This is a genomic window from Streptomyces sp. NBC_01433, assembly GCF_026340105.1.
GTDB lineage: Bacteria > Actinomycetota > Actinomycetes > Streptomycetales > Streptomycetaceae > Streptomyces.
Genome location: NZ_JAPEPM010000001.1, coordinates 1,116,412 through 1,138,072 on the forward strand (window position 1 = coordinate 1,116,412; position 21,661 = coordinate 1,138,072).

General features: G+C 71.9%; 23 protein-coding genes and 2 pseudogenes. 13 read left to right on the forward strand and 12 right to left on the reverse strand.

Annotation, left to right across the window (positions count from 1 at the left end; translation table 11 throughout):
* Positions 1-74: 74 nt before the first annotated feature.
* Complete coding sequence (locus OG413_RS04815) at positions 75-3,404, forward strand: tetratricopeptide repeat protein (protein ID WP_266803171.1); 3,330 nt, start codon at positions 75-77, stop codon at positions 3,402-3,404.
* A gap of 291 nt (positions 3,405-3,695) precedes the next feature.
* Here the strand turns inward: OG413_RS04815 and OG413_RS04820 are convergent, their stop codons facing one another.
* On the reverse strand, positions 3,696-3,935 hold the full coding sequence (locus OG413_RS04820) for a hypothetical protein (RefSeq protein WP_266803172.1): 240 nt from the start codon (positions 3,933-3,935) through the stop codon (positions 3,696-3,698).
* Position 3,936: 1 nt separating this feature from the next.
* The gene (gene mca / locus OG413_RS04825) at positions 3,937-4,818 is read right to left on the reverse strand and encodes a mycothiol conjugate amidase Mca (protein WP_266803173.1); all 882 of its coding nucleotides are present in this window, start codon (positions 4,816-4,818) and stop codon (positions 3,937-3,939) included.
* 98 nt (positions 4,819-4,916) lie between these two features.
* Here mca and OG413_RS04830 point away from each other — a divergent pair, with 98 nt between their 5' ends.
* The 3 genes from OG413_RS04830 to OG413_RS04840 all read left to right on the forward strand — a co-directional run bounded on the left by OG413_RS04830 (position 4,917) and on the right by OG413_RS04840 (position 6,277).
* Entirely contained in the window at positions 4,917-5,333 is a 417-nt protein-coding gene (locus OG413_RS04830) for a DUF4307 domain-containing protein (RefSeq protein ID WP_266803174.1), read from the forward strand.
* Positions 5,334-5,526: 193 nt separating this feature from the next.
* Complete coding sequence (gene greA / locus OG413_RS04835) at positions 5,527-6,024, forward strand: transcription elongation factor GreA (protein WP_266803175.1); 498 nt, start codon at positions 5,527-5,529, stop codon at positions 6,022-6,024.
* Between the two features lie 67 nt (positions 6,025-6,091).
* Entirely contained in the window at positions 6,092-6,277 is a 186-nt protein-coding gene (locus tag OG413_RS04840) for a hypothetical protein (protein WP_266803176.1), read from the forward strand.
* 34 nt (positions 6,278-6,311) lie between these two features.
* Here the strand turns inward: OG413_RS04840 and OG413_RS04845 are convergent, their stop codons facing one another.
* The 3 genes from OG413_RS04845 to ilvA form a co-directional block, all read right to left on the reverse strand.
* A complete protein-coding gene (locus OG413_RS04845) occupies positions 6,312-7,169 on the reverse strand; it encodes an ABC transporter permease (RefSeq protein ID WP_266803177.1) in 858 nt (285 codons plus the stop codon).
* Positions 7,166-8,209: an ATP-binding cassette domain-containing protein gene (locus OG413_RS04850; RefSeq protein ID WP_266803178.1), complete on the reverse strand. Its 1,044-nt coding sequence runs from the start codon at positions 8,207-8,209 to the stop codon at positions 7,166-7,168. The genes OG413_RS04845 and OG413_RS04850 overlap by 4 nt, the downstream gene beginning before the upstream one ends.
* Positions 8,210-8,317: 108 nt before the next feature.
* Complete coding sequence (gene ilvA, locus OG413_RS04855) at positions 8,318-9,547, reverse strand: threonine ammonia-lyase (protein ID WP_266803179.1); 1,230 nt, start codon at positions 9,545-9,547, stop codon at positions 8,318-8,320.
* Between the two features lie 157 nt (positions 9,548-9,704).
* On the opposite strand from ilvA, the gene OG413_RS04860 reads away from it, so the two are divergent.
* Together OG413_RS04860 and OG413_RS04865 are read left to right on the forward strand one after the other, a co-directional pair.
* A complete protein-coding gene (locus OG413_RS04860; protein WP_266803180.1) occupies positions 9,705-10,235 on the forward strand; it encodes a MarR family winged helix-turn-helix transcriptional regulator in 531 nt (176 codons plus the stop codon).
* 147 nt (positions 10,236-10,382) lie between these two features.
* Entirely contained in the window at positions 10,383-10,574 is a 192-nt protein-coding gene (locus OG413_RS04865) for a DUF1059 domain-containing protein (RefSeq protein ID WP_266803181.1), read from the forward strand.
* A gap of 67 nt (positions 10,575-10,641) precedes the next feature.
* Here the strand turns inward: OG413_RS04865 and OG413_RS04870 are convergent, their stop codons facing one another.
* Positions 10,642-11,787, reverse strand: a complete 1,146-nt coding sequence (locus tag OG413_RS04870; RefSeq protein ID WP_266803182.1) for a cystathionine gamma-synthase — start codon at positions 11,785-11,787, stop codon at positions 10,642-10,644.
* Between the two features lie 66 nt (positions 11,788-11,853).
* Between OG413_RS04870 and OG413_RS04875 the strand changes: the two genes are divergently transcribed.
* The 5 genes from OG413_RS04875 to OG413_RS04895 all read left to right on the forward strand — a co-directional run bounded on the left by OG413_RS04875 (position 11,854) and on the right by OG413_RS04895 (position 15,454).
* Complete coding sequence (locus tag OG413_RS04875) at positions 11,854-12,957, forward strand: hypothetical protein (protein ID WP_266803183.1); 1,104 nt, start codon at positions 11,854-11,856, stop codon at positions 12,955-12,957.
* An 80-nt stretch (positions 12,958-13,037) separates the two neighbouring features.
* The gene (locus OG413_RS04880; RefSeq protein WP_266803184.1) at positions 13,038-13,214 is read left to right on the forward strand and encodes a hypothetical protein; all 177 of its coding nucleotides are present in this window, start codon (positions 13,038-13,040) and stop codon (positions 13,212-13,214) included.
* Between the two features lie 58 nt (positions 13,215-13,272).
* Positions 13,273-13,944, forward strand: coding sequence for a peptide-methionine (S)-S-oxide reductase MsrA (gene msrA / locus OG413_RS04885; RefSeq protein ID WP_266803185.1), 672 nt, complete (start codon positions 13,273-13,275; stop codon positions 13,942-13,944).
* A gap of 262 nt (positions 13,945-14,206) precedes the next feature.
* On the forward strand, positions 14,207-14,845 hold the full coding sequence (locus OG413_RS04890) for an ATP-dependent Clp protease proteolytic subunit (RefSeq protein ID WP_266803186.1): 639 nt from the start codon (positions 14,207-14,209) through the stop codon (positions 14,843-14,845).
* Positions 14,846-14,848: 3 nt separating this feature from the next.
* A complete protein-coding gene (locus OG413_RS04895; protein WP_266803187.1) occupies positions 14,849-15,454 on the forward strand; it encodes a ClpP family protease in 606 nt (201 codons plus the stop codon).
* A gap of 48 nt (positions 15,455-15,502) precedes the next feature.
* On the opposite strand, the gene OG413_RS04900 is transcribed toward OG413_RS04895, so the two are convergent.
* The 4 genes from OG413_RS04900 to OG413_RS04915 all read right to left on the reverse strand — a co-directional run bounded on the left by OG413_RS04900 (position 15,503) and on the right by OG413_RS04915 (position 18,448).
* Entirely contained in the window at positions 15,503-15,919 is a 417-nt protein-coding gene (locus tag OG413_RS04900; protein ID WP_266803188.1) for a helix-turn-helix domain-containing protein, read from the reverse strand.
* 328 nt (positions 15,920-16,247) lie between these two features.
* Positions 16,248-17,627, reverse strand: coding sequence for an NADP-specific glutamate dehydrogenase (gene gdhA, locus OG413_RS04905; protein WP_266803189.1), 1,380 nt, complete (start codon positions 17,625-17,627; stop codon positions 16,248-16,250).
* Between the two features lie 188 nt (positions 17,628-17,815).
* The gene (locus OG413_RS04910; protein ID WP_266803190.1) at positions 17,816-17,989 is read right to left on the reverse strand and encodes a hypothetical protein; all 174 of its coding nucleotides are present in this window, start codon (positions 17,987-17,989) and stop codon (positions 17,816-17,818) included.
* 90 nt (positions 17,990-18,079) lie between these two features.
* Positions 18,080-18,448, reverse strand: a complete 369-nt coding sequence (locus OG413_RS04915; RefSeq protein WP_266803191.1) for a hypothetical protein — start codon at positions 18,446-18,448, stop codon at positions 18,080-18,082.
* Between the two features lie 172 nt (positions 18,449-18,620).
* Here OG413_RS04915 and OG413_RS04920 point away from each other — a divergent pair, with 172 nt between their 5' ends.
* Both OG413_RS04920 and OG413_RS04925 read left to right on the forward strand, forming a co-directional pair.
* Entirely contained in the window at positions 18,621-20,207 is a 1,587-nt protein-coding gene (locus tag OG413_RS04920; protein WP_266809886.1) for a hypothetical protein, read from the forward strand.
* Positions 20,208-20,605: 398 nt separating this feature from the next.
* Positions 20,606-21,082, forward strand: coding sequence for an RDD family protein (locus tag OG413_RS04925; protein ID WP_266809888.1), 477 nt, complete (start codon positions 20,606-20,608; stop codon positions 21,080-21,082).
* A 99-nt stretch (positions 21,083-21,181) separates the two neighbouring features.
* On the opposite strand, the pseudogene OG413_RS04930 reads toward OG413_RS04925, so the two are convergent.
* Positions 21,182-21,298 (reverse strand): annotated as a pseudogene (locus OG413_RS04930) (ABC transporter ATP-binding protein); the annotation flags it as partial.
* A gap of 1 nt (position 21,299) precedes the next feature.
* Positions 21,300-21,584, reverse strand: a pseudogene (locus OG413_RS04935) (ABC transporter permease); the annotation flags it as partial.
* Positions 21,585-21,661: the final 77 nt, after the last annotated feature.

The window sequence follows — 21,661 nt, forward strand, 5'->3', positions numbered from 1 at the left end:
CGAACCGATGGACCTCGCCGAGCCCGCGCAGGACACTTGGCGCGACAGGCCGGAGCTCTCGGAGGGGGACACACATGCGGGACAGCCATCGGGCGGAAGCCGAACGGCTGTTGGTGCGCGCCGTGGAGGAGGAGGCGCGGCGCACCGGCGGGCGGGCGGACTCCGGTGCGCTGATGGCGCGGGCGCGCACCGCGCTCGACACCATGGCGGCGAGCGCGGGCGAGGAGTACGCCGCGTACACGCGGGCGCTCGAAGCGGCGGAGGCGGAACAACGGCCGCTGTCGCAGCGGTTCAGCCGGGCTTCACTCGGAACACCCCTACTGGTGACGGGAGTTGCCGCCACCGCCGCGTTCGGGGCGGACCTGGCGCTGGGCACGGCGGCCGGACTCGCCCTCGGCGCGGGCGCCGTCGTCGCGGTGGCGGGGGCCGCCGCGACCGTGGCCAAGGTGACCGCGTCCCACTGGCCCGCCGCCCACCGCAGGGCCGGTGCGCTGAACCAGCCGGGCGGCCACGAACAGCTGCGGCTGGAGTGGCTGACGGCGCTGGAGATACGGGGCATCCGCCCGTACCTCGACCAGCAGCGGTGGATACACGCCGCCACCGCCACCGCCCGCATCCCGCACGGGGGCGCCCGCGGCCCGGACAAGGGCTCCGGATCCGCCGGACGGCAACTGCGCGGCCGGGACCGCAGCGCGGCCGCCCGTACGCGTGCGCTCCTGGAGCAGTCCTTCGGCCACCTGCCCGCCGCCGAGGGCCCGTTCGCCGGACGCCGCGCCGAGCTGGCCCGGATCGCCCAGTGGGTGCACGCGGCCCGCGCGTCGGCGGAGACCAGGCCGACCGTCGTCGTCCTGCACGGCGAGCCGGGCGCCGGGCGCACGACCCTCGCGGTACGCGCCGCGCACGCGCTCAAGGACCAGTTCCGGGGCGCCTGCGTCGTCGACCTGCGCGGCGATGTCGCCGGGGAGAGTCCGCTGCCCACCCGCGACGCGCTGCTGCACCTGCTCAACCGGCTGGGCGCGCCCCGCGAGCAGCTGCTGTTCCGGGACGGGTCCTCCGCCGGCCGGGCGGAGCCGGGAGCCGGGGAGCGGGGAGCCGGGGAGCGGGGAGCCGGGGAGCGCGGCGCGACCGAACAGCAGGTGCGGCGGCTCGGCCAGCTGTACCACCAGCACCTCACCGGGGTGCCCGTGACGATCGTCCTGGACGACGCGACGGATGCCGGTCAGGTCCGCGCGCTGATCCCCGAGCGCTCGGACAGCCTGGTGCTCGTCACCGCCCGCGAACCCCTCGACCTGCCCGCGGACACCCCCGCCTGGGTGCACCAGCTGCCGGTCGGCGGACTCGACGCGGCGGGTGCCGAGGAGCTGCTGCGCGAGAGCGCCCAGGACGAGGAGGCCGGGCCGTACGACTACCCGTCCACCGATGCCGTCGTCGAGCTGTGCGGCGGGCTGCCGCTGGCACTGCGGGTCGCGGGCTCCGCCCTCGGCGCCCGCACCCGCGCCGCGCTCGCCGCCGACCTGGGCGCCGACCCGGGCGCGCGGGGTCCGGCGGGGCCGGTGGAGCGGGCCCTGCGGCTGCGCTACGCCGACCAGTCCGAGCAGGCCAGACGGCTGCTGCGGCGGCTCGCGCTGGCGGGGCGCGCGAGCCTCGGCGCGGCAGCCGCGGCGGCGCTGCTCGCCGCCGACGAGCAGGAGGCCGGGCGGCTGCTGACCGCGCTGACCCGGGCCGGGCTGCTGACCCATGTACGCGGTTCGCGCTACCGGCTGCACGATCTCGTCCGGGCCTTCGCGCTGGCCCGGCTGCTGGACGAGGAGGAGCCGGCCGACCGCACCGCCGCCCAGGAACGGCTCCTGACGAACTACGCGGAGCTCGCCGACGCCGTGATCCGGATGGTCGACGGCAAGATGTCCACCCGCGCCGGACAGTTCGGCCCGCACGGCTTCGCCTCCCTGGACGCGGCCCTGCGCTGGCTGGACGACGAGTCGAGCTTCATCACCTCGGCGCTGCGGCACGCGGAGGGGGTGGACCAGGGGGCCGTGCTCCATCTGCTGGGCGCGCTGTGCGACTACTGCCTGCTGCGCGGTGACCTCTACCGGCTGGGCGAGATCAGCGAACTGACCCAAGCCGTCGACAAGGGCCTGCTGGAGCGGTCCGTCCAGTGGCGCACCGGCATCGCGGCCCGGCAGCTCGGCGAACTGGACAAGGCCCGCACGACGCTCTCCTCGGTCGTCGGCCTCTACCGCGAGGCGCACCACGACGCCGGGGCGGCGCTGGCCCTGTGCTCGCTGGGGATCACGCTGCACCATCAGGGCAACCTCACGGAGGCGTCCGTACGGCTGCGCGAGGCGCTCGCCCTCCAGTCCTCCGACGAGCAGGCCGAGGACCGGGCCTGGACGCTGCACGCCCTGGCCGCCGTCGAGCGCGACCGGGCCAACCTTTCCGAGGCGCTGACGCTGCTGGACACCGCGCTGGCCCTGCACCGGGAGGGCGAGTCCCTGCACGGCGAGGCGTGGACGCGGTTCCAGCTGGGCCAGGTCCGGCTGCGGACGGGTGAGGTGGGCGCGGCCGAGGAGGCGTTGAACACCGCGCTGGAGCTGTACGGGCGCACCAGGGACGAGCGGGGCGAGGCCTGGGCCCTGACCCAGCTGGCCCGTGCCCGGCTGCTGGACGGCGACCCGGCCCGCGCGGTGGAGGAGCTGCGCGGCGCGCTGGCCCGCCACCGGGACAACGAGGACGCGCGCGGTGAGGCCTGGACGCGGTACTACCTGGGCCAGGCGCTGGAGGAGGACGGCGACACCGATCAGGCGGTACGGGAGCTGGAGCGGGCGCGCACGATGTTCTCCCGGATGCGGGACGTGTACGGGCTGGCGTGCGCCCGGCACCACTCGGGCCGGGTCACCCGGGACCAGGGGGCGGCCCGGACGGGGAACCTGCGCAACTCCGGCTTCGCCCGCCAGCTCCTGATGGACGCGCGGGCGGACTTCCGGCGCATCGGGGTGGCGCACGGGGAGGCGTGGACCTGCCTGGAGCTGACTCTGGTGGACGCGGGCAACGGCCGGGCGGCCCAGGCGCTGGAGCTGTGCGGCGAGGCCGTCGAGCTGTTCGCCTCGTACGGCGACGAACGCGGCGGCGACTGGGCCCGCTTCCTGCGCTGCACGCTGCTGCCGTACGCCTCCCCTGGCGGCAGCGTGGTGGGTACGGCGGTGGCCGAGCAGGAACTGGCGGACCTGATCGATGCCGCGCACCCCGCGCGTGACAGCAAGCTGGCGGACTGCGCGCGGGCGTACGCGGGCGTCCTGAACCGGGGCGTCGACCTGGACGACGGCTGGCAGGCGTGGCGCCTGGGCCTGACGCCGAACCGCGACGCGCGGGAGGTCATGGGGGTCCGGGTGACGGCGAAGCCGTAGGACGGCCGGGGTGGCCGGGCGGCCCGGAACGGCGGATGCACCGGTCGCCGGGCGGCCCGGAACGGGCGGGTGTGCCGGTCCGTCGGGCGGCCCGGAAGCCGGGGTGCGCCGGTCACCGGTCGGTCCCACTGGACGAGGTCGCCCGGAAGCCGGTGCCCCCGGTTTCCGGGCGGGCTCGACCGACGAGCCGCTCGGCGACCGGGGCCGACGACCGGGGCCGGTACCCCTGGGCCGACGGGTCCGGCCGGCGACCGGCTCCAGGGGCGCTTGCGCGCGGACCCCGTGCGCGGACTACTTCCGCGGCGCGGCCGCGGCCTTCTCCCCCGCCTCGTCCGGAACGGCGTCCGGATCCGGTGCCTCGATGAAGTCGACCTTGCCCATGTGGCGGTTCATCGACTTCATCAGCAGCCATACGCCGACGGCGAGCGCCGCGAAGACGAGGAAGCCGAGAACGCCGGGAGTCACCTTGTTCTTGTCGAGCTCATCGGCGGCGAGCGGGACGAGGTGCGTCAGTGCCTGGGTCGCGTACATATCAGGCATTGTCGCGGATGCCCGCGAAGAGGTCGCTCTCGGGGAGGGAGGTATCGACCAGAGACTTCGCCAGCTCGTACTCCTCGGTCGGCCAGACCTCCCGCTGGATGTCCATCGGAACCCGGAACCAGCCGCCGTCCGGATCGATCTGCGTCGCGTGCGCGATCAGCGCCTTGTCGCGGATCTCGTAGAACTCGTCGCACGGAACATGGGTGGTCAGCGTGCGTTCGTCGCGCCCGAACTCCTTCCAGCGCTCCAGCCACTCGCCGTACGGGGACTCCAGCCCACGGGCGAGGAGCGCCTCGTGGAGGGCGACGGTGCGCGGCCGGTTGAAGCCCTGGTTGTAGTAGAGCTTCTGCGGCTGCCAGGCCGGGCCGAACTCGGCCTCGGGGAACTTCTCCGTATCGGCGGCACCGTCGAACGCGATCATCGTGATCTTGTGGGTCATGATGTGGTCGGGGTGCGGGTAGCCGCCGTTCTCGTCGTACGTGGTGATGACCTGCGGCCGGAACGCGCGGATCTTCGACACGAGACGCCCCGCCGCCGTCTCGTCGTCCTCCAGCGCGAAGCAGCCCTCGGGCAGCGGCGGCAACGGGTCGCCCTCGGGCAGCCCGGAGTCGACGAAGCCGAGCCACTCCTGCTTGACACCCAGGATCTCCCGGGCCTCGTCCATCTCCTTCCGCCGTACTTCGTGGATGTTCTCCTCGATGTACGCGTCCCCCTGGAGCTTCGGATTGAGGATGGAGCCCCGCTCGCCCCCCGTGCAGGTCACGACCAGCACGTCCACCCCCTCGGACACATACTTGGCCATCGTTGCCGCACCCTTGCTCGACTCGTCGTCGGGGTGGGCGTGAACGGCCATCAGACGCAGCTGCTCAGTCAAAGCTTCGATCCTCAGTGATTGGTCGCCATGTGCGGCTTCTATAGTGACCGAACCGGGGGCTGGAAAATTCCTCGATTCCCGGAGCAGGAGGAACGATCATGACGGCGGTTCGTGAGGCCACGCCCGAGGGGCGCTACGGCCGGACCGAGGATCAGCGTGCGGACCGCAAGCTGAAGATCGTCGGGGCGGCGCTGGGCGTCGTCCTGCTCGGTGTCATCGCCTGGATCGGCTTCGACTACGTGGGCGGCAAGGACATCAGCGCCGAGCTGATCAAGTCCAAGGTCGTCTCGGACACCCGGGCCGAGGCCCATCTCGAAGTGCGCAAGGACCGCGACGGCGGCGGCTACTGCACGCTGCGCGCGCTGAGCGAGGACGGCCGGGAGGTCGCCCGCAAGGACTTCCGCTTCGACCAGCCCTCCGACCGGATCGACGACGTCGTCTCACTGCGCACGACGTCCAGGGCGACCGCGGTCGAGCTGATGGGCTGCACGGCGGGTGGCGGCTCGTCGCACTGACGGTCACCGGCCGTCCGCGCGCCCCCCGCGACCCGCGCCGTCCGACGCTGACCTGCGTGGACGCGCGATTGACGGTTTACCTTCTCCCCCTTTTCCTGCGGAATTGTTAGGCTCGTGGTTTCGCCCACCCGTGGAAGCACATGCTTCTGGGTAGGGCGTTGCTTTGTATTCCCAGTACCGACGAGGAGCACCTGTGACCCAGACCAGCGAAAACGTCACCTGGCTCACGCAGGAGGCGTACAACCAGCTCAAGGCCGAGCTGGAGTACCTGTCTGGTCCCGCGCGCACGGAGATCTCCGTAAAGATCGCGGCGGCCCGTGAGGAGGGTGACCTCCGGGAGAACGGCGGGTACCACGCGGCCAAGGAGGAGCAGGGCAAGATGGAGCTGCGGGTGCGCCAGCTCACCCAGCTCCTGGAGCACGCGAAGGTCGGCGAGGCCCCCGCCGACGACGGCGTGGTCGAGCCCGGCATGGTCGTGACGATCGCCTTCGACGGCGACCCGGACGACACGATGACCTTCCTGCTCGCCTCGCGCGAGTACGCCAGCTCGGACATCGAGACGTACTCCCCGCAGTCCCCGCTGGGCACCGGCGTGAACGGCAAGCGGATGGGCGACGACGCCCAGTACGAGCTGCCGAACGGCAAGACCGCGACGGTGAAGATCCTCAGCGCGAAGCCGTACTCGGGCTGAGCCGCCACCGGACGATGGGGCGGGCCTTGGGGAAGATCTTCCCCGGGGCCCGCCCCATCGTCTTCACGTGACCGCTCGCGTGTCGTCTCACGTGACCGCTCACGCGTCGAAGTCGTACTCCGGGGTGTACGCCCCTGGCCTCCTCGCGGAAGTGGACGGGGCCGTGCCCCAGCGCGCCGCGCGACTCATCGTGCGGCTGGACCGGTGCACCCCGGTCGAGCTGGGGTCGCCCGCGCCCGCCGCGCCACGGTGAGTGGCGGGCGGGCGCCGGAAGCTGCGCGGCCGTTTCAGACGGCCGCCGAGCGGTATTTGCGGACCGCCAGCGTGCGGAAGACGACCAGGATCAGCACCGACCACATGACCGAGGCCAGGATCGGGTGCTGCATCGGCCAGGCGTCCGGGGTCCGGAAGTCGGGTGGGAGGTTGCCGAACAGCACCCGGCAGGCCTGCACGGTGGCGCTGAACGGATTCCATTCGGCGATGTGCCGCAGAAAGCTCGGCATCTGGTTGGCGTCCACGAAGGCGTTCGAGATGAACGTCAGCGGGAAGAGCCAGATCAGCCCGCCGGAGGTGGCCGCCTCGGGGGTGCGGACGGAGAGCCCGATGAGGGCGCCGATCCAGGAGAACGCGTACCCGAGCAGGAGCAGCAGGACGAATCCGAACAGGACCTTGCCGATGTTCTCGTGGGTCCGCCAGCCGACGATCAGCGCGACGATCGCGAGCACCACGAGGGTGAGGGCGGTCTGGACGAGGTCGGCGAGCGTACGGCCGGTGAGCACCGCGCCCCGGGACATCGGCAGGGAACGGAAGCGGTCGATGAGCCCCTTGTGCATGTCGTCGGCGATGCCCGCTCCGGCGCCAGCGGTGGCGAAGGTGACGGTCTGGGCGAAGATGCCGGCCATCAGGAATTCCCGGTACGCCTGCGGGGAGGTGGAGCCGCCGACCTTGATCGAACCGCCGAAGACGTACGTGAACAGCACCACGAACATGATCGGCTGGATCAGACCGAAGATCACCATCTCGGGAATCCGGGTCATCCGGATCAGATTCCGCTTGGCGATGACGAGGGAGTCGTTGACCGACTGGACGATGCCTCCCGCGGGGCGGGGCGCGAGGACCGGGGCGTCCTCGGTGGTCGTACTCACTTCGCGCCTTCCTTCCGCTGGGGGGTCCGTTCCCGGTCCGCGGTCCCGGCCTCGCCGTGGCCGTCGCCGTCGCCCTCGCCGTTCCCGTCCTCGGCCGGGAGTTCGGCGGCATGCCCGGTGAGCGAGATGAAGACGTCGTCCAGGGTCGGGCGGCGCAGACCGATGTCGTCGATCTCGACACCCTGGGCGTCGAGGTCACGGATGACCTCGGCGAGCAGTTTCGCGCCGCCGGTCACCGGGACGGTCAGCTTGCGGGAGAGCCGGGTGACGCCGACCTCGCCCTTGCCCAGCGCGCTCAGCACGGCGCGGGCCGGTTCGATCTCGTCCGGCCGGTGCACGACGACCTCGACGCGCTCGCCGCCGATGCGGGCCTTGAGCTGGTCGGAGGTGCCGCGGGCGATGACCTTGCCGTGGTCGATGACACAGATGTCGTGGGCGAGGTGGTCGGCCTCCTCCAGATACTGCGTGGTCAGCAGCAGCGTCGTGCCGCCCGCCACCAGTTCCTGGATGACCTCCCACAGCTGCTGGCGGTTGCGCGGGTCGAGGCCGGTCGTCGGCTCGTCCATGAACATCACGGGCGGGGACACGACGAGCGCGGCGGCGAGGTCGAGACGGCGGCGCATGCCGCCGGAGTACGTCTTGGCGGGGCGGTCGGCCGCGTCGGCGAGGTGGAACCGCTCCAGGAGCTGCCCCGCCCGGACCTTCGCGTCCCGGGAACTCATCTGGTAGAGCTGCCCGACCATCCGGAGGTTCTCGCGGCCGGTCAGATACTCGTCCACCGCCGCGAACTGGCCGGAGAGCCCGATCGAACGGCGTACCTCATTGGGTTTGCGCAGTACGTCGATGCCCGCCACCAGGGCCCGGCCGCTGTCCGGCCGGAGCAGCGTGGTCAGGACCCGTACCGCGGTCGTCTTGCCCGCACCGTTGGGGCCGAGGAGGCCGAGAACGGTGCCTTCCGGTACGTCGAAGCCGACGCCGTCCAGTGCTCGTACATCACCGAAGGTCTTCACCAGGTCTTCGGCGTGGATCGCGCCTGGCATATGGGACTCCCCCAGTTGCTTTCGGGTGACTTCCTGAGGACAGATCCTAGGTACGCCGCCCGCGGCCCGCCCGGTGAACGCCTGTGCGGGGCCCCGGCCCGCCCTCGGTCAGCTCATCACCAGGTACCCGGCCCCGCGCAGCGTCGCCGCGACCTCCTCGCAGTGTTCCGGGCCCTTGGTCTCCAGGTGCAGTTCCACCTCGGCCTCGGTGAGCCCCAGCCGGGGATCGGTCCGCACATGGCTCACGTCCAGGACGTTGGCGTCGGCCAGGGACAGCGCGGCCAGCAGCGTGGCGAGCGCGCCGGGCCGGTCCGTGAGCCGCAGCCGCAGGCTCAGATAGCGACCTGCGGCGGCCATCCCGTGCCGCAGGATGCGCTGCATCAGCAACGGGTCCACATTGCCGCCCGACAGCACCGCGACGACCGGCCCCCGGAACGCCTTCGGGTCGCTCAGCAGCGCCGCCACCGGGCTCGCCCCGGCCGGCTCGACGACCAGTTTCGCCCGCTCCAGGCAGAGCAGCAGCGCGCTGGACAGCTCGTCCTCGGTGACCGTACGGATCTCGTCGACCAGCTCCTCGATGATCCCGAACGGTACGTCGCCGGGGCGCCCGACCCTGATGCCGTCGGCCATCGTCTGCGTCGATTCGAGGGACACCGGGTGGCCGGCGGCCAGCGACGGCGGGTAACAGGCCGCGCCCGCCGCCTGCACCCCGACGATCCGCACGTCCGGGCGCACGGCCTTCACCGCGACGGCGATGCCCGCGGCGAGGCCGCCACCGCCGACGCCGACGACGATCGTGCGGACCTCCGGGCACTGCTCCAGGATCTCCAGGCCGACGGTGCCCTGCCCCGCGATGATGTCCGGGTGGTCGAAGGGGTGGATGAAGACCGCGCCCGTCTCCTGCGCGTACTCCTGGGCGGCCGCGAGCGTCTCGTCGACGACATGGCCGTGCAGCCGGACCTCGGCCCCGTACTCCCGGGTCGCGGCGACCTTCGGCAGGGGCGCGCCGACGGGCATGAAGACCGTCGACCGCACGCCCAGGAGGGAAGAGGCCAGTGCGACACCCTGCGCGTGGTTCCCGGCACTCGCGGCGACCACACCCGCCGCCCGCTCGACGGGGCTGAGGCCCGAGATCCGTACGTACGCGCCGCGCAGCTTGAACGAGCCGGTGCGCTGAAGGTTCTCGCACTTGAGGTGGACGGGCGCGCCCACCAGGCCGGTCAGATGGCGGCTGCCCTCCATGGCCGTCACCCTGGCCACGCCGGACAGCATCTTCCGCGCCCCGCGGATGTCATCGATGATCAGCGGCGGAAAGGGGCTCGGCGTACGGAAGGTCATGACAGCAAGTCTTACAGTTCCGGCCGATCGCGGCCGAGTCGTCTCACGGCGGCCTGCGGTGGTGTCCACAGGTTTGTGCAGCGCTGGTACGCGTTGCCCCGTGGCCGCGTACTCTGTCCCCCACCCATCCGACACCGCACGAAGAGAGCCCCCGGCCATGCCCCCTCAGGACATGACGACAGCTGCGTCTCCTTCCGGGGGCGCCGTCCCCGAACACCCGGGTCCCGACCACCTCCTCGATGCCCTCCAGCACCAGGTGGCCGTCTTCGCCCGCCGTGCCGAGCAGACCCGCCTCGGCGGTGTCGGCCAGGTCCGCAATTCCATGGACCGGGCGGCGTATCTGCTGCTGAACCGGCTGGACCGGGAGGGCCCGATGGGCGTCAAGGCGCTGGCCGCGGGGATGGGGATCGACTCCTCGACCGTGACCCGCCAGGTCGCGCCGCTCGTGGACACCGGCCTGGTCAAGCGCACCTCGCACCCGGAGGACGGCCGGGCGGTCGTGCTCCAGCTGTCGCCGCGCGGCCAGGCCCGGCTGAACGAGGTCCGGGCCTCCCGGCGGGAGCTGATGTCCCAGGTGACCGACGACTGGAGCACCGAGGAGCGCGACACCTTCTGCGCCCTGCTCACCCGGTTCAACGCGGCACTGGCCGCACGCCAGGCCGCCCACCTGAGCCCGCAGGACAACTGACCGCCCCGTCCCGCCCGCGCCGCCCCCACCGGTGACGGGAACAGCCGTGGGTCGCGTCGCCCCGCCGGGGCGACGCCGCCCCTGCGGGGCCGGTGAACGGATCTACCCTGGGAGGAGCGGGCCGTCACACCGGCCGAGGAGGCTGTCATGACCAGGAAGATCGCCGACTGCCGCGACTATCCGAGCGACTCGAACTGCACACTCACCATTTCCGGTGAGGAGGACGAAGTCGTACGGGCCGCCACCGAGCACGCCGTCTCGGTCCACGAGCACACCGACAGCCCCGAGCTGCGCGAGCAGGTCAGGGCCCTGCTGAAGGACGAGAAGGCCGCTGTCTGACCGCCCGCGTGGGTGCCCGCCCGGTCTCGGACGGGCACCCGTCGCACGCGGAGCCCCGCGGCAGGGGTCAGCCGAGCGCCTGGGTCAGGTCGGCCAGCAGGTCGTCGCCGTTCTCGATGCCCACCGAGAGGCGGACCAGGTCGGCCGGTACCTCCAGCGGGGAGCCCGCGGCGGAGGCGTGCGTCATCCGGCCCGGGTGCTCCAGGAGGGACTCGACGCCACCGAGGGACTCACCGAGCGTGAAGAGCTTCGCCCGGTTGCAGACCTCGACGGCCGCTTCCTCGCCGCCCGTGACCCGGAACGACACCATGCCGCCGAACGCCTTCATCTGCTTGGCGGCGATCTCGTGCCCGGGGTGCTCCGGCAGCCCCGGGTAGAGGACCTGGGTCACCCTGGGGTGCCGGGTCAGCAGTTCGGTGACCTTGGTGGCGTTCTCGGTGTGCCGGTCCATACGGACCGCGAGGGTCTTGATGCCGCGCAGCACCAGCCAGGCGTCGAAGGGACCGGCGATGGCCCCCATCGCGTTCTGGTGGTACGCCAACTCCTCTGCCAGCTCGGGGTCGTTGACGATCAGCGCGCCACCGACGACGTCCGAGTGGCCGCCCATGTACTTGGTGGTGGAGTGCACCACGACGTCCGCGCCGAGCGCGAGCGGCTGCTGGAGGTAGGGGCTGGCGAAGGTGTTGTCGACGACGAGGCGCGCCCCCGCCTGGCGGGCCACGCCCGCGACGGCCGCGATGTCGGTGATGCCGAGCAGCGGGTTGGACGGGGTCTCCACCCAGACCGCCTTGGTACGCGGGGTGATCGCGGCCCGTACGGCCGCCACGTCCGAGGTGTCGGCGACCGAGAACTCCACGCCCCAACGGGAGGCGACCTTGGCGAACAGCCGGAACGTGCCGCCGTACGCGTCGTTCGGGATGACGACGTGGTCGCCGGGGGTCAGCAGCGTACGGAGCAGGCAGTCCTCGGCGGCGAGGCCGGAGGCGAAGGCCAGACCGCGCCGGCCGCCCTCCAGAGCCGCGAGGTTCTCCTCCAGGGCGGTACGGGTCGGGTTGGCGCTGCGGCTGTACTCGTAGCCGCCCCGCAGCCCGCCCACGCCGTCCTGCTTGTACGTGGACACCTGGTAAATGGGCGGAACTACGGCGCCGGTGAGGGGATCGGCGGTGTTCCCCGCGTGAATCGCGAGGGTTTCGAAGCTGCGCTGGTCACTCATGAGGCCGAGCGTAGTTCGTCGCGAGGGCACTCACAGGTCACTGCCCCGTACGGGGACAATGGAGCCATGGAGATTCTGTGGTTCCTGCTCGCGCTGTGCATGCTCGCCGCCGTGATCGGCCCGATCATGCTGCGCCGTCGCGGCGGCATCCGCCAGGTGGCCCCCGGTTCGCCGGACGCGGCCGACCCGGACACGTACGGCTTTGTCCGCCAGGAGGATCTGGACGTCCGGATGCCGGGTCCCGACCAGGACCTGCTCGATGTTCTCGATGTCGTGCAGCGCACCCAGGACTGGCGGGCCGCCGCCCAGCTGATGGCCGGTACGCCCAAGGAGGGCGAGGTGCGCTGGCAGCGGGTGCAGGCGTTCGCGGGCGCGGCCTCGCTGGAGCTGGCGCGGCAGCCGGGCGTGGGCGGGGCGTGGCTGCGCGCCTGGCGCGCGGAGTCCCCGAAGGACGCGGGCGGGGCGGCGGTGCACGCGGAGTTCCTGGTGCAGCAGGCGTGGCGGTCGTCCACCGCGGGATCGGACGACTTCCGGATCATCCTGGAGGAGGCCCGTACGGTCTCCGGCGAGGCGGCCCTGCTGGCACCCGGCGACCCCGTCCCGTACCTCGTCGAGCTGGCCGTGGCCCGTGGACTGGGCTACTCCCACGAGCAGTTCGACCAGCTCTGGGCGAAGATCATCGACCGCGCCCCGGCGCACATGGGGGCGCATATCGCCGCGCTGCACTTCTGGTGCGAGAAGTGGCACGGTTCGCGCGAGGAGGCCGAGCGGTTCGCCACCGCGTCCGCCGCCCGCGCCCCGCAGGGTTCGCTGCTCGCCGCGCTGCCGCTGTTCGCGGTGTACGAGCATCTGCCCGAGGTCAATCTGGTCCAGGGCTTCTACCGGGGCGTCGTGGTGACGAAGGCGGTCGAGGGCGCGATGTTCGCGGTGCACGCGGCCCGCGCGGACGACCCGATGCTGGCCCATGTCCGCCATCTCCTGGTGCTGTTCCTGGTCCGGATGGAACGCTGGTCGGAGGCGATGAACCAGCTGGTCCACATCGACGGGCACGTGGGCGCGCTGCCGTGGACGCAGGACCCCGATCCGGCCGCCGAGTACACGGTCTACCGGGCGCTCGCGGTCGCCGGGTACGAGGCGAACGGCGGCAGCCCGGCCACTCTGCCGCACTGACCCCGTGCTCCCCCGGAGCTCCTCACACCTTCCCCGCACCTCTCTCGGACTCCTTCCTTCGGATTGGACCGGTATCCCGCATGGCACGACTGATCCCGCTCGTCATGATCGCGCTCGCCGTCTGGCTCTGGCTCCGGGCGAGGAGGAAGACGGCCGCGTACATGGCGGCGCACGAGTCCGCCGCCGACGCCGCCGCACGTCGCGAGGGCACGGGCCCGTCGGCGGGCGGCCCATCGGCGGGCGGCCCGGAATCCTGACCGCCGCCCCTTTGTTGTACGAAGCGACCCCGCACCCGGCCCCCGGAGGAGCCTCAGCATGTTCCTGAACAGCCGTACCCCCGAGCTCCCCACCCCCGAGCAGGCCCTGCGCGGCCGGCCCACCCCCGAATTCACGGTCCCCTCCCGCCACACGGTCCTGGGCAACCCGCTGCTCGGTCCGTACCCCGAGGGCCTGGAGACCGCGGACTTCGCGCTGGGCTGTTTCTGGGGCGCCGAGCGAAAGTTCTGGCAGACGGAGGGTGTCTGGACGACCCTTGTCGGTTACCAGGGCGGATACACCGAGAACCCCACGTACGAGGAAGCCTGCTCGGGCCTGACCGGCCACACCGAGGCCGTCCGCGTCGTCTTCGACCCGAAGGTGGTCACGTACGCGGAGCTGTTGAAGCTCTTCTGGGAGTCCCACAACCCGACCCAGGGCTTCCGCCAGGGCAACGACGTGGGCACCCAGTACCGCTCGGCGATCTACACCCACTCGCCCGAGCAGGCGGCGGCGGTGACCGCGTCCCGCGAGGCGTACCAGCAGGTCCTGACCGGCTCCGGCTTCGGCACGATCACCACGGAGATCCTCCCGGCGGAGGGCCGGCCGTTCTGGCCCGCCGAGGCGTATCACCAGCAGTACTTGGACAAAAATCCGGCGGGTTACTGCGGGATCGGCGGAACGGGCGTCTCCTGCCCGATCGGGGTGGCCCCGGCGTCGTCGGGCGAGTGACCCAGGGACGGAACGCCCCGGGTCGGAATGCCCCGGGGACGGGGTGACCGACGGTCGGAGTGACCGCTCGCGAACCGGACTGCGGCGGCAGGTCTTCGGGCCTGCCGCCGCTTTCGTGCGCCGGGGCCGCGCTGCCGTCGTCTGCCGTCATCTGCCGTCGGCGAATCTGCCGTGGGCCGAGAAATCCCCGCGGTAGGTGCGGGCGGGGCAAAGGTGGAGCGAACACCGCGGCAGCAGCCGCGCCACCCACCAGGAGGACCGCATGTCACCACACCTCGCCACGTACCCGCGCGCCGCCGACGAGGACACGCCCTCGACGCGGTTCGACGACCACCTGGCCGCGCAGCTCCTCACCCAGCGGATCGTCTTCCTCGGCACGCAGGTGGACGAGGTATCCGCGAACCGGGTCTGCGCGCAGCTGCTCCTGCTGTCGGCGGAGGACCCGCGCACCGACATCAGCCTCTACATCAACAGCCCCGGCGGCTCCGTGACCGCCGGGCTCGCGATCTACGACACGATGCGGCTGATCCCCAACGATGTCTCCACCCTCGCCATGGGGTTCGCGGCGAGCATGGGGCAGTTCCTGCTCACCGTCGGGACGCCAGGGAAGCGCTTCGCGCTGCCCAACGCGCGGATCATGATGCACCAGCCGTCCGCCGGGATCGGCGGGACCGCGGCCGACATCGCGATCCAGGCGGAGAACCTGGATTTCACCAAGCGGGCCGTCGAGCGGATCACCGCGGAGCACACGGGCCAGAACGCGGAGACGATCTCCCGCGACGGTGACCGCGACCGGTGGTTCACGGCCGAGCAGGCAAGGGAGTACGGCATGGTCGACCGCGTCGTCGACGCCCTGGATGACGTACGGCCCGCAGGTTCACGACGACGGATCGGACTCTGAATCATGGGCCAGTACACGATTCCGAACGTCGTCGAGCGCACCCCGCAGGGTGAGCGGTCCTATGACGTCTTCAGCCGGCTGCTGTCGGAGCGGATCATCTTCCTCGGTACGGAGATCGACGACGGGGTCGCCAACGTCGTCATCGCCCAACTGCTCCACCTGGAGTCGTCGAGCCCGGACACGGAGATCGCGATCTACATCAACTCCCCCGGTGGCTCGTTCACTTCGCTGATGGCCATCTACGACACGATGAGTTTCGTCGCCTCGCCGATCTCGACGTTCTGCGTGGGGCAGGCCGCCTCGACGGCGGCGGTACTGCTGGCCGGGGGGAATCCGGGGCGGCGGTTCGTGCTCGAACACTCCCGCGTGCTGCTGGGGCAGCCCGCGAGCGGTGGGCAGCAGGGGACGGTCTCGGATCTGCGCGTGCACGCCGAGGAGATGCTCCGGATCCGGTCCGAGGTCGAGGAGGTCCTGTCCCGGCACACCGACCACGACCTCGCGACGCTCCGCGCGGACATGGACCGGGACAAGATCTTCACCCCGCACGAGGCGGTGGCGTACGGGCTCGCCGACGAGGTGCTCAGCCGGAGAATCCCGGCGCGCGTCTGACGGCGGAGCAGGCGGGCGGAGGCGGGGGGCGCGGGGGGCTCCCCGGCTTCAGGCCGCCAGGCGCACCTCTCCCATCGGGGCCCTGGACGGAGCGGCGGCGCGGCCGAGGCGGGTGGTCAGGGGGCGTGCCCCGGTCAGGCGGACCAGATCGGCCCGGGCCAGACCGAGCACATCCGCGAGGCTGAGACCGAGCGCGTGCGCGGCGGCGGCGAGGACTTCCGACGAAGCCTCCTTGCGTCCGCGCTCCACCTCGGAGAGATAGGCCATCGAGATCCGCGCCGCGTCGGCCACGTCCTTGAGCGTGCGCTCCTGGTCCAGTCGCTCGCGGCGCAGGACATCACCGACGATGTCCCGCCAGAGCGGCTCTCTGGGCGCGGGGGCGGCGGGCGCGGCGGCGTCCGGCCGCGTCGTGGGGAACGGGCGCAGGGGGATGACGCGGGCTTGGTTCGTCGCATGGATGCTCACCGCTCCAGAGTAGGAGCGTCGCGCCCGGCCAGCGAGGTGCGGGCGTTGCGCCCGGGGCGGATCTGCTGTCGGCGAAGTCCCGTGACGTGCGGCCGTCTTGCGGGAAGAGGGCACACGAACACGGACGCGGGGGCCGGAGTGCCGACCGGACGCGGGGGCCGTCGTGCGACCGGACGCGGGGGCCGTCGTGCCGACCGGATGCGGAGCCGGAGGGCCGAACGGACACCGGTCCGGTCGGAGGGCCGAACGGACACCGGTCCCGTCGGAGGGCCGAACGGACACCGGTCCCGTCGGAGGTCGACCGGACCGGTCCCCGCGGCGCCTGCCGTCAGATCAGGCCCTGCGCGAGCATGGCCTCCGCGACCAGCTCGAAGCCCGCGATGTTGGCGCCCACCACGTAGTTGCCGGGGCTGCCGTAGCGCTCGGCGGTCGTGTGGCAGGAGTCGTGGATGTGGCGCATGATCTCCGCGAGCCGCTCCTCCGTGTGGGAGAAGGACCAGGAATCGCGGGACGCGTTCTGCTGCATCTCCAGCGCGCTGGTCGCCACACCGCCCGCGTTGGCCGCCTTGCCGGGGGCGAACGCGACACCGGCCTCCTGGAGGACCCGGACGGCGTCCGGGGTGGTGGGCATGTTGGCGCCCTCCGCGACGGCCTTCACGCCGTTGCGTACGAGGGTGAGGGCGTCGGCCTCGTGGAGTTCGTTCTGCGTGGCGCAGGGCAGGGCCACATCGACGGGCACGGACCAGACACCCGTACCGGGCACGAACCGCGCGTGCTCACCACGGCGTTCGGCGTACTCGGAGACCCGGCCGCGGCCCGCCTCCTTGATCTCCTTGAGCAGGGCGAGGTCGATACCCTTCTCGTCGACGACATAGCCGTCGGAGTCGGAGCAGGTCACCACGGTCGCGCCGAGCTGCTGGGCCTTCTCGATGGCGTAGATCGCCACGTTGCCCGAGCCCGACACGGCGATGCGCCGGCCGTCGAGGGAGTCGCCCCGGCTGCGCAGCATTTCGGCGGTGAACAGGACGCAGCCGTAGCCGGTCGCCTCGGTACGCGCCTGGGCGCCGCCCCAGCCGAGGCCCTTTCCGGTGAGGACACCGGACTCGTAGCGGTTGGTGATCCGCTTGTACTGGCCGAAGAGGTAGCCGATCTCCCGGCCGCCCACACCGATGTCACCGGCGGGGACGTCGGTGTACTCGCCCAGGTGGCGGTGGAGTTCGGTCATGAAGGACTGGCAGAACCGCATGATCTCGGCGTCGGAACGGCCCTTGGGGTCGAAGTCCGCGCCGCCCTTGCCGCCGCCGATGGGCATGCCGGTGAGGGCGTTCTTGAAGATCTGCTCGAAGCCGAGGAACTTCACGATGCCGAGGTTGACCGAGGGGTGGAAACGCAGTCCGCCCTTGTACGGGCCGAGCGAGCTGGAGAACTCGACCCGGAAGCCCCGGTTCACATGGATGTCGCCGGAGTCGTCCGCCCACGGCACCCGGAAGATCAGCTGACGCTCGGGCTCGCATATCCGCTCGATGATGCGGGCGTCGACGAACTCCGGCCGCCGCGCCAGCACCGGACCGAGCGTTTCGAGGACCTCGCGTACCGCCTGGTGGAACTCGTGCTCGCCCTGGTTTCGCCGCAGGATCTCGGCGTAGAGCGGCTCGATGACACGGTGGTCGGCGTCGTGCGGGCGTGAGGCGGCGGGGCTGGCCGGCATCTGATCAAGACCTTCCATGGGTCGGCGACATGCACGTCGACGCCCCCGTCCCGAGGGCTGACGTACGGACCGTTGTACGGCGCAATTGTCCCAGAGCGGTCTGATGATCTACGAAGGCATCCACATACTGGCCGCGTACCGGCCCCCTACCGGCCCCATACCTGCCTCGATCGACATATCGACTTTGATCAACTGGTTTCGCGCGGCTCGCGCAGCATCCAGAGGCCGACCCCGGAGCCGATCACCAGGACCCCCGCGACGACGCTCATCGCGATCTGCGGACCGCTCTCCTCCACCGCGAAGCCGATGAAGGTGTTCGCGACGAGCGAGACGGACAGTACGAGCCAGAGCAGGGCCTTCATGGTGTCCTCCGTTTGGGGTGATACGTCGAGTCTCCCGGCCGGAGGCAGCCGTCACGAGGGAGCCCTCACCCCGGTCCGGGGTGTACCCAGCTACACGTCGTCCTTCGGGAAGGGGGCGTCGCTCCACCGGAACCAGGCACGGCCGTCCTGGATGTGCAGCAGGAACTCGGCGACCGTCCCGCCCGTCGGCCGGGTCAGGGTCATCGTCCGGTTCACCTGGTCGTGGACCGTCTCCCAGGCTTCGGCGCTCTCGTCGCTCCCCTCCTCGTCCATCCGGTCGAGGAGGACCAGCTCGCGCGCGAAGAGGTCGCGTACCTCCTCATGGGCGGGGCCGGCCAGGAACCGGCCGTGCAGCCAGGGGAAGTCGTGCTCGTCGACGGCGATGTCGCCGACCAGGTCCTCGCCCCGCCACGAGGGCAGTCGCAGCCTCAGCCGCCAGGTGGTGTCGTCGTTCTCCATAGCCGTACCCGGCCGCCCTTCGTGCCCGTTCGCGCATGCGTTCCCCATCACCGTAAAGGGTGACCCAGCCCCGTTAGGGTCTGTGCTCATGGGGATCACCGAGAGCGTCCGCACGCACACTCCTGGCCCGGTCCCCGCGGTGAGCGGCGACGGAAGCCGCACCCTGTGGCAGGTGCCGCTCGTCGCGACCCTGGCGGTGGTGCCGTTGTACGTGGTGTGGGCAACGGTCCTGGCCACCGGCGGCGGGGACCTGGCGGCGCAGGTCGCCTGGGCCGACTTCGTCTCGCGGCACCCTTCGTCCGCGTACAACCTCTCCTGGTACGGCGGGACGCACACCGCCAACTACAGCGTGCTGGCCCCGCCGTTGATGGGCCTGTTGGGTGTGCGGGCGGTGTCCGTGGGCGCCGGGCTCCTGGGGTCGTGGGCGCTGGCCCGGCTGTGCGTGCGCGGCGGGGCGCGGTGGCCACTGGCGCCCGCGGTGCTGGGGTCGTTGGTGCTCTGGTGCAATGTCGCGTCCGGGCGGACGACGTTCGCGCTGGGCGTGGCGATCGGGCTGGTCGCGCTGCTGTGCGTACGGAGCCGTCCGGCGCTCGCGGCGGTGTGCGGGGTGCTGACGACGGCCGCGAGCCCGGTGGCGGGGCTGTTCCTGGTGGTGGCGGGTGCGGCCCACGGGCTCGACCGGCAGTGGCGCCGGGCCCTCGCGCTGGTGCTGCCGCCCTTCGCGGTGGTGGGGGTGACCACGGTGCTCTTCCCGTTCACGGGGGAGCAGCCGATGCCCTCCGGGAAGCTGTGGATGCCGCTCGCCACCTGCGCGGCCGTGTGGCTGGCGGCGCCGCGCGAGGGCGGCTGGCGGGTGGTGCGGTTCGCGGGCGCCGTGTACGCGGTCGGCGTCGTCCTGACCTTTCTGGTCTCCTCGCCCATCGGGACGAACGTGGAGCGGCTGGTGGGGGTCGCCGGTCCGCCCGTACTGCTGGCCGCCCTGCTGACACGCGGCGCCCGTCGGGTGCCGCGTATGGCGGGGTCGGCGCGGGGCGCGGGGTGGATGCGGGGCGCGGTTCCGGCGGTGGTGCTGGCGGCGGTGCTGGCCGTCAACACCGGCTGGGTGGTGGACAAGACCGACGACGACCTGAAGGTCTCCAACGATGTGCCCGCCTGGGCCGCGCACACCGACGGGGTCGTCGCCGCCCTGCACCGCTTCGGCGCCGACCGCACCCGGATCGAGGTCGTCCCGGCCCGCAACCACCGGGAGGCCGCCGTGCTCGCCCCGTACGCCTCCATGGCGCGCGGCTGGAACCGCCAACTGGACGTGGAGCGCGGGCGGCTGTTCTACGACGGCACCCTGACCCCGGCGGCCTACCGCGGCTGGCTCGACCGCTGGGGCGTCGGGCTGGTGGTCCTGCACAGCGGGAAACCGGACAGCCCGGCGGAGGCGGAGGCGGAGATCGTACGGCGTGGCACCGACTGGCTGGAGCCGGTGTGGCAGGACGAGGGGTGGCGGATCTACCGGGTCCGCGACGCCGTGCCGTTGGTGTCCGCGCCGGGTGCCGTGGTCCGCGGTGACGCGGCCTCGCTGGTGCTGCGGATGCCGGCGGCCGGTTCGGTACGGATTCGGATCGCGTACTCGCCGTGGCTGCGGGCGGACGGCGGTGGGCGCGTGCGCCGGGACGGCGAGTGGACGCGGCTCACGGTGGACCGGGGCGGTGAGTACCGGCTGGACGCGCGGTACCGGCTGCCGTGGACCGGTGACGGCTGCGAGTGATCCGGAGCCGGGACCGGTTGCCTCCGCTGCCCCTGCTACCCCTCCTTGGCCTTCCTTGCCCCTTCTCGCCCCGGAGGCAACGAGGTCGGTACGCCGGGTCGGGTTGTGCGAGGGTGATCCGATGAGCGAGTTCTTACCCTGCGGGAAGCGGGACACGGCACCTGACGGTCAGCCATGATGCCGTCATGACAACGCCATGGGGACCACGGAGCGGTCAACGCCCGTTGGGAACACCGCCGTTGTACGCACACGCGGCCGCGCCGCACCAGGCGCGCCCGCACCAGCTCCCCTCGTATCCGCATCCGTATCCGTATGCGCCCGGCGCGCTGAGTCATCCGCATCCGTACCCGCCCGGAGCGCCGAGCCGACCGCCCCGTCTTCCCTCGGCGGCCGGGGACATGCGGCGGTATCTGGCGATCGGGCTCGACTCCTACCTCTGCCTGCTGGCGGTCGGGTTGCTGGTCCGCCCCTACCTGGACACGCCCGGCGCGGGCCGGACGGCCGGGCTGCTCATCGGGCTGGCACTGGCCCTGTCGTTCGCCAACCAGGTACTGCTGACCGCGGCCGTGCGGGCGAGCGCGGGAAAGCTGATCATGGGCGTCCGGGTGATCGGCCTGCCCGACGCGGGCCGGCCCGCCTTCCGGCGACTGGTGCGGCGCTGGCTGTACGGACTGCTCTGGCTGCCGTTCCGGCCCTGGCGCGGGCTGCGCGCCCATGTCACCGGACGGGCCCCCGACCGGCCCGAGGGCGCCGGAGCCGGTGGGCCGTGCACCCTGACGGACGGCAGTCCCCACGAGGACCTGGCGGGGCTTCGCCAGATCCGGCGCAGGGATCTGCTGTGCTACCGGGCCGCCGTGGCCGCATGGACGGGATGAAGCCGCACCACCCGATCCGACCGTTCCCCCGATCGGACCGCGCCACCCGACCCGGACCGCACCACCCGGCCGGACCGCACCACCCCGACGACGCCCGCCTCACGCCGAGGCGTTCTCCGTCACGGTGACGCGGCCCTTGCGAATGGTGACGAGCCGGGGCGCCCTACGGGCGATCGAACTGTCATGGGTGACCATCACGAAGGTCAGCCCGTGCTCCGACCCGGTCGGTGCTCTGGGTCGTGTCGTCGCCGCTGTCCTTGGCGTCGAACTCGAACCGGGGGCGCTCGGAGGCCGAGCCCGGAGCGGCGGCGGCCTTGGTCACGGTCATGTCCGTGCCGAGCCCGTACAGCGACTGCAGGACCCTGTCCTGGGCCTTGGTCATGCCGGAGGAGACCGAGCTGACGACGATGACCAGCGCAATGCCCAGGGCGAGCCCGGAGGCGACGACGAGCGCCGCCTTTCTGCGGCGGCGCAGCTCGCGCCGGAGGTAGGTGAAGAACATGGCGTGAAGCTATGGAGCGGGCGTGATGGGGAGATAAGGCCGCGATGAGAGCGGGATGAGAACGCCGGGGTGCGCGC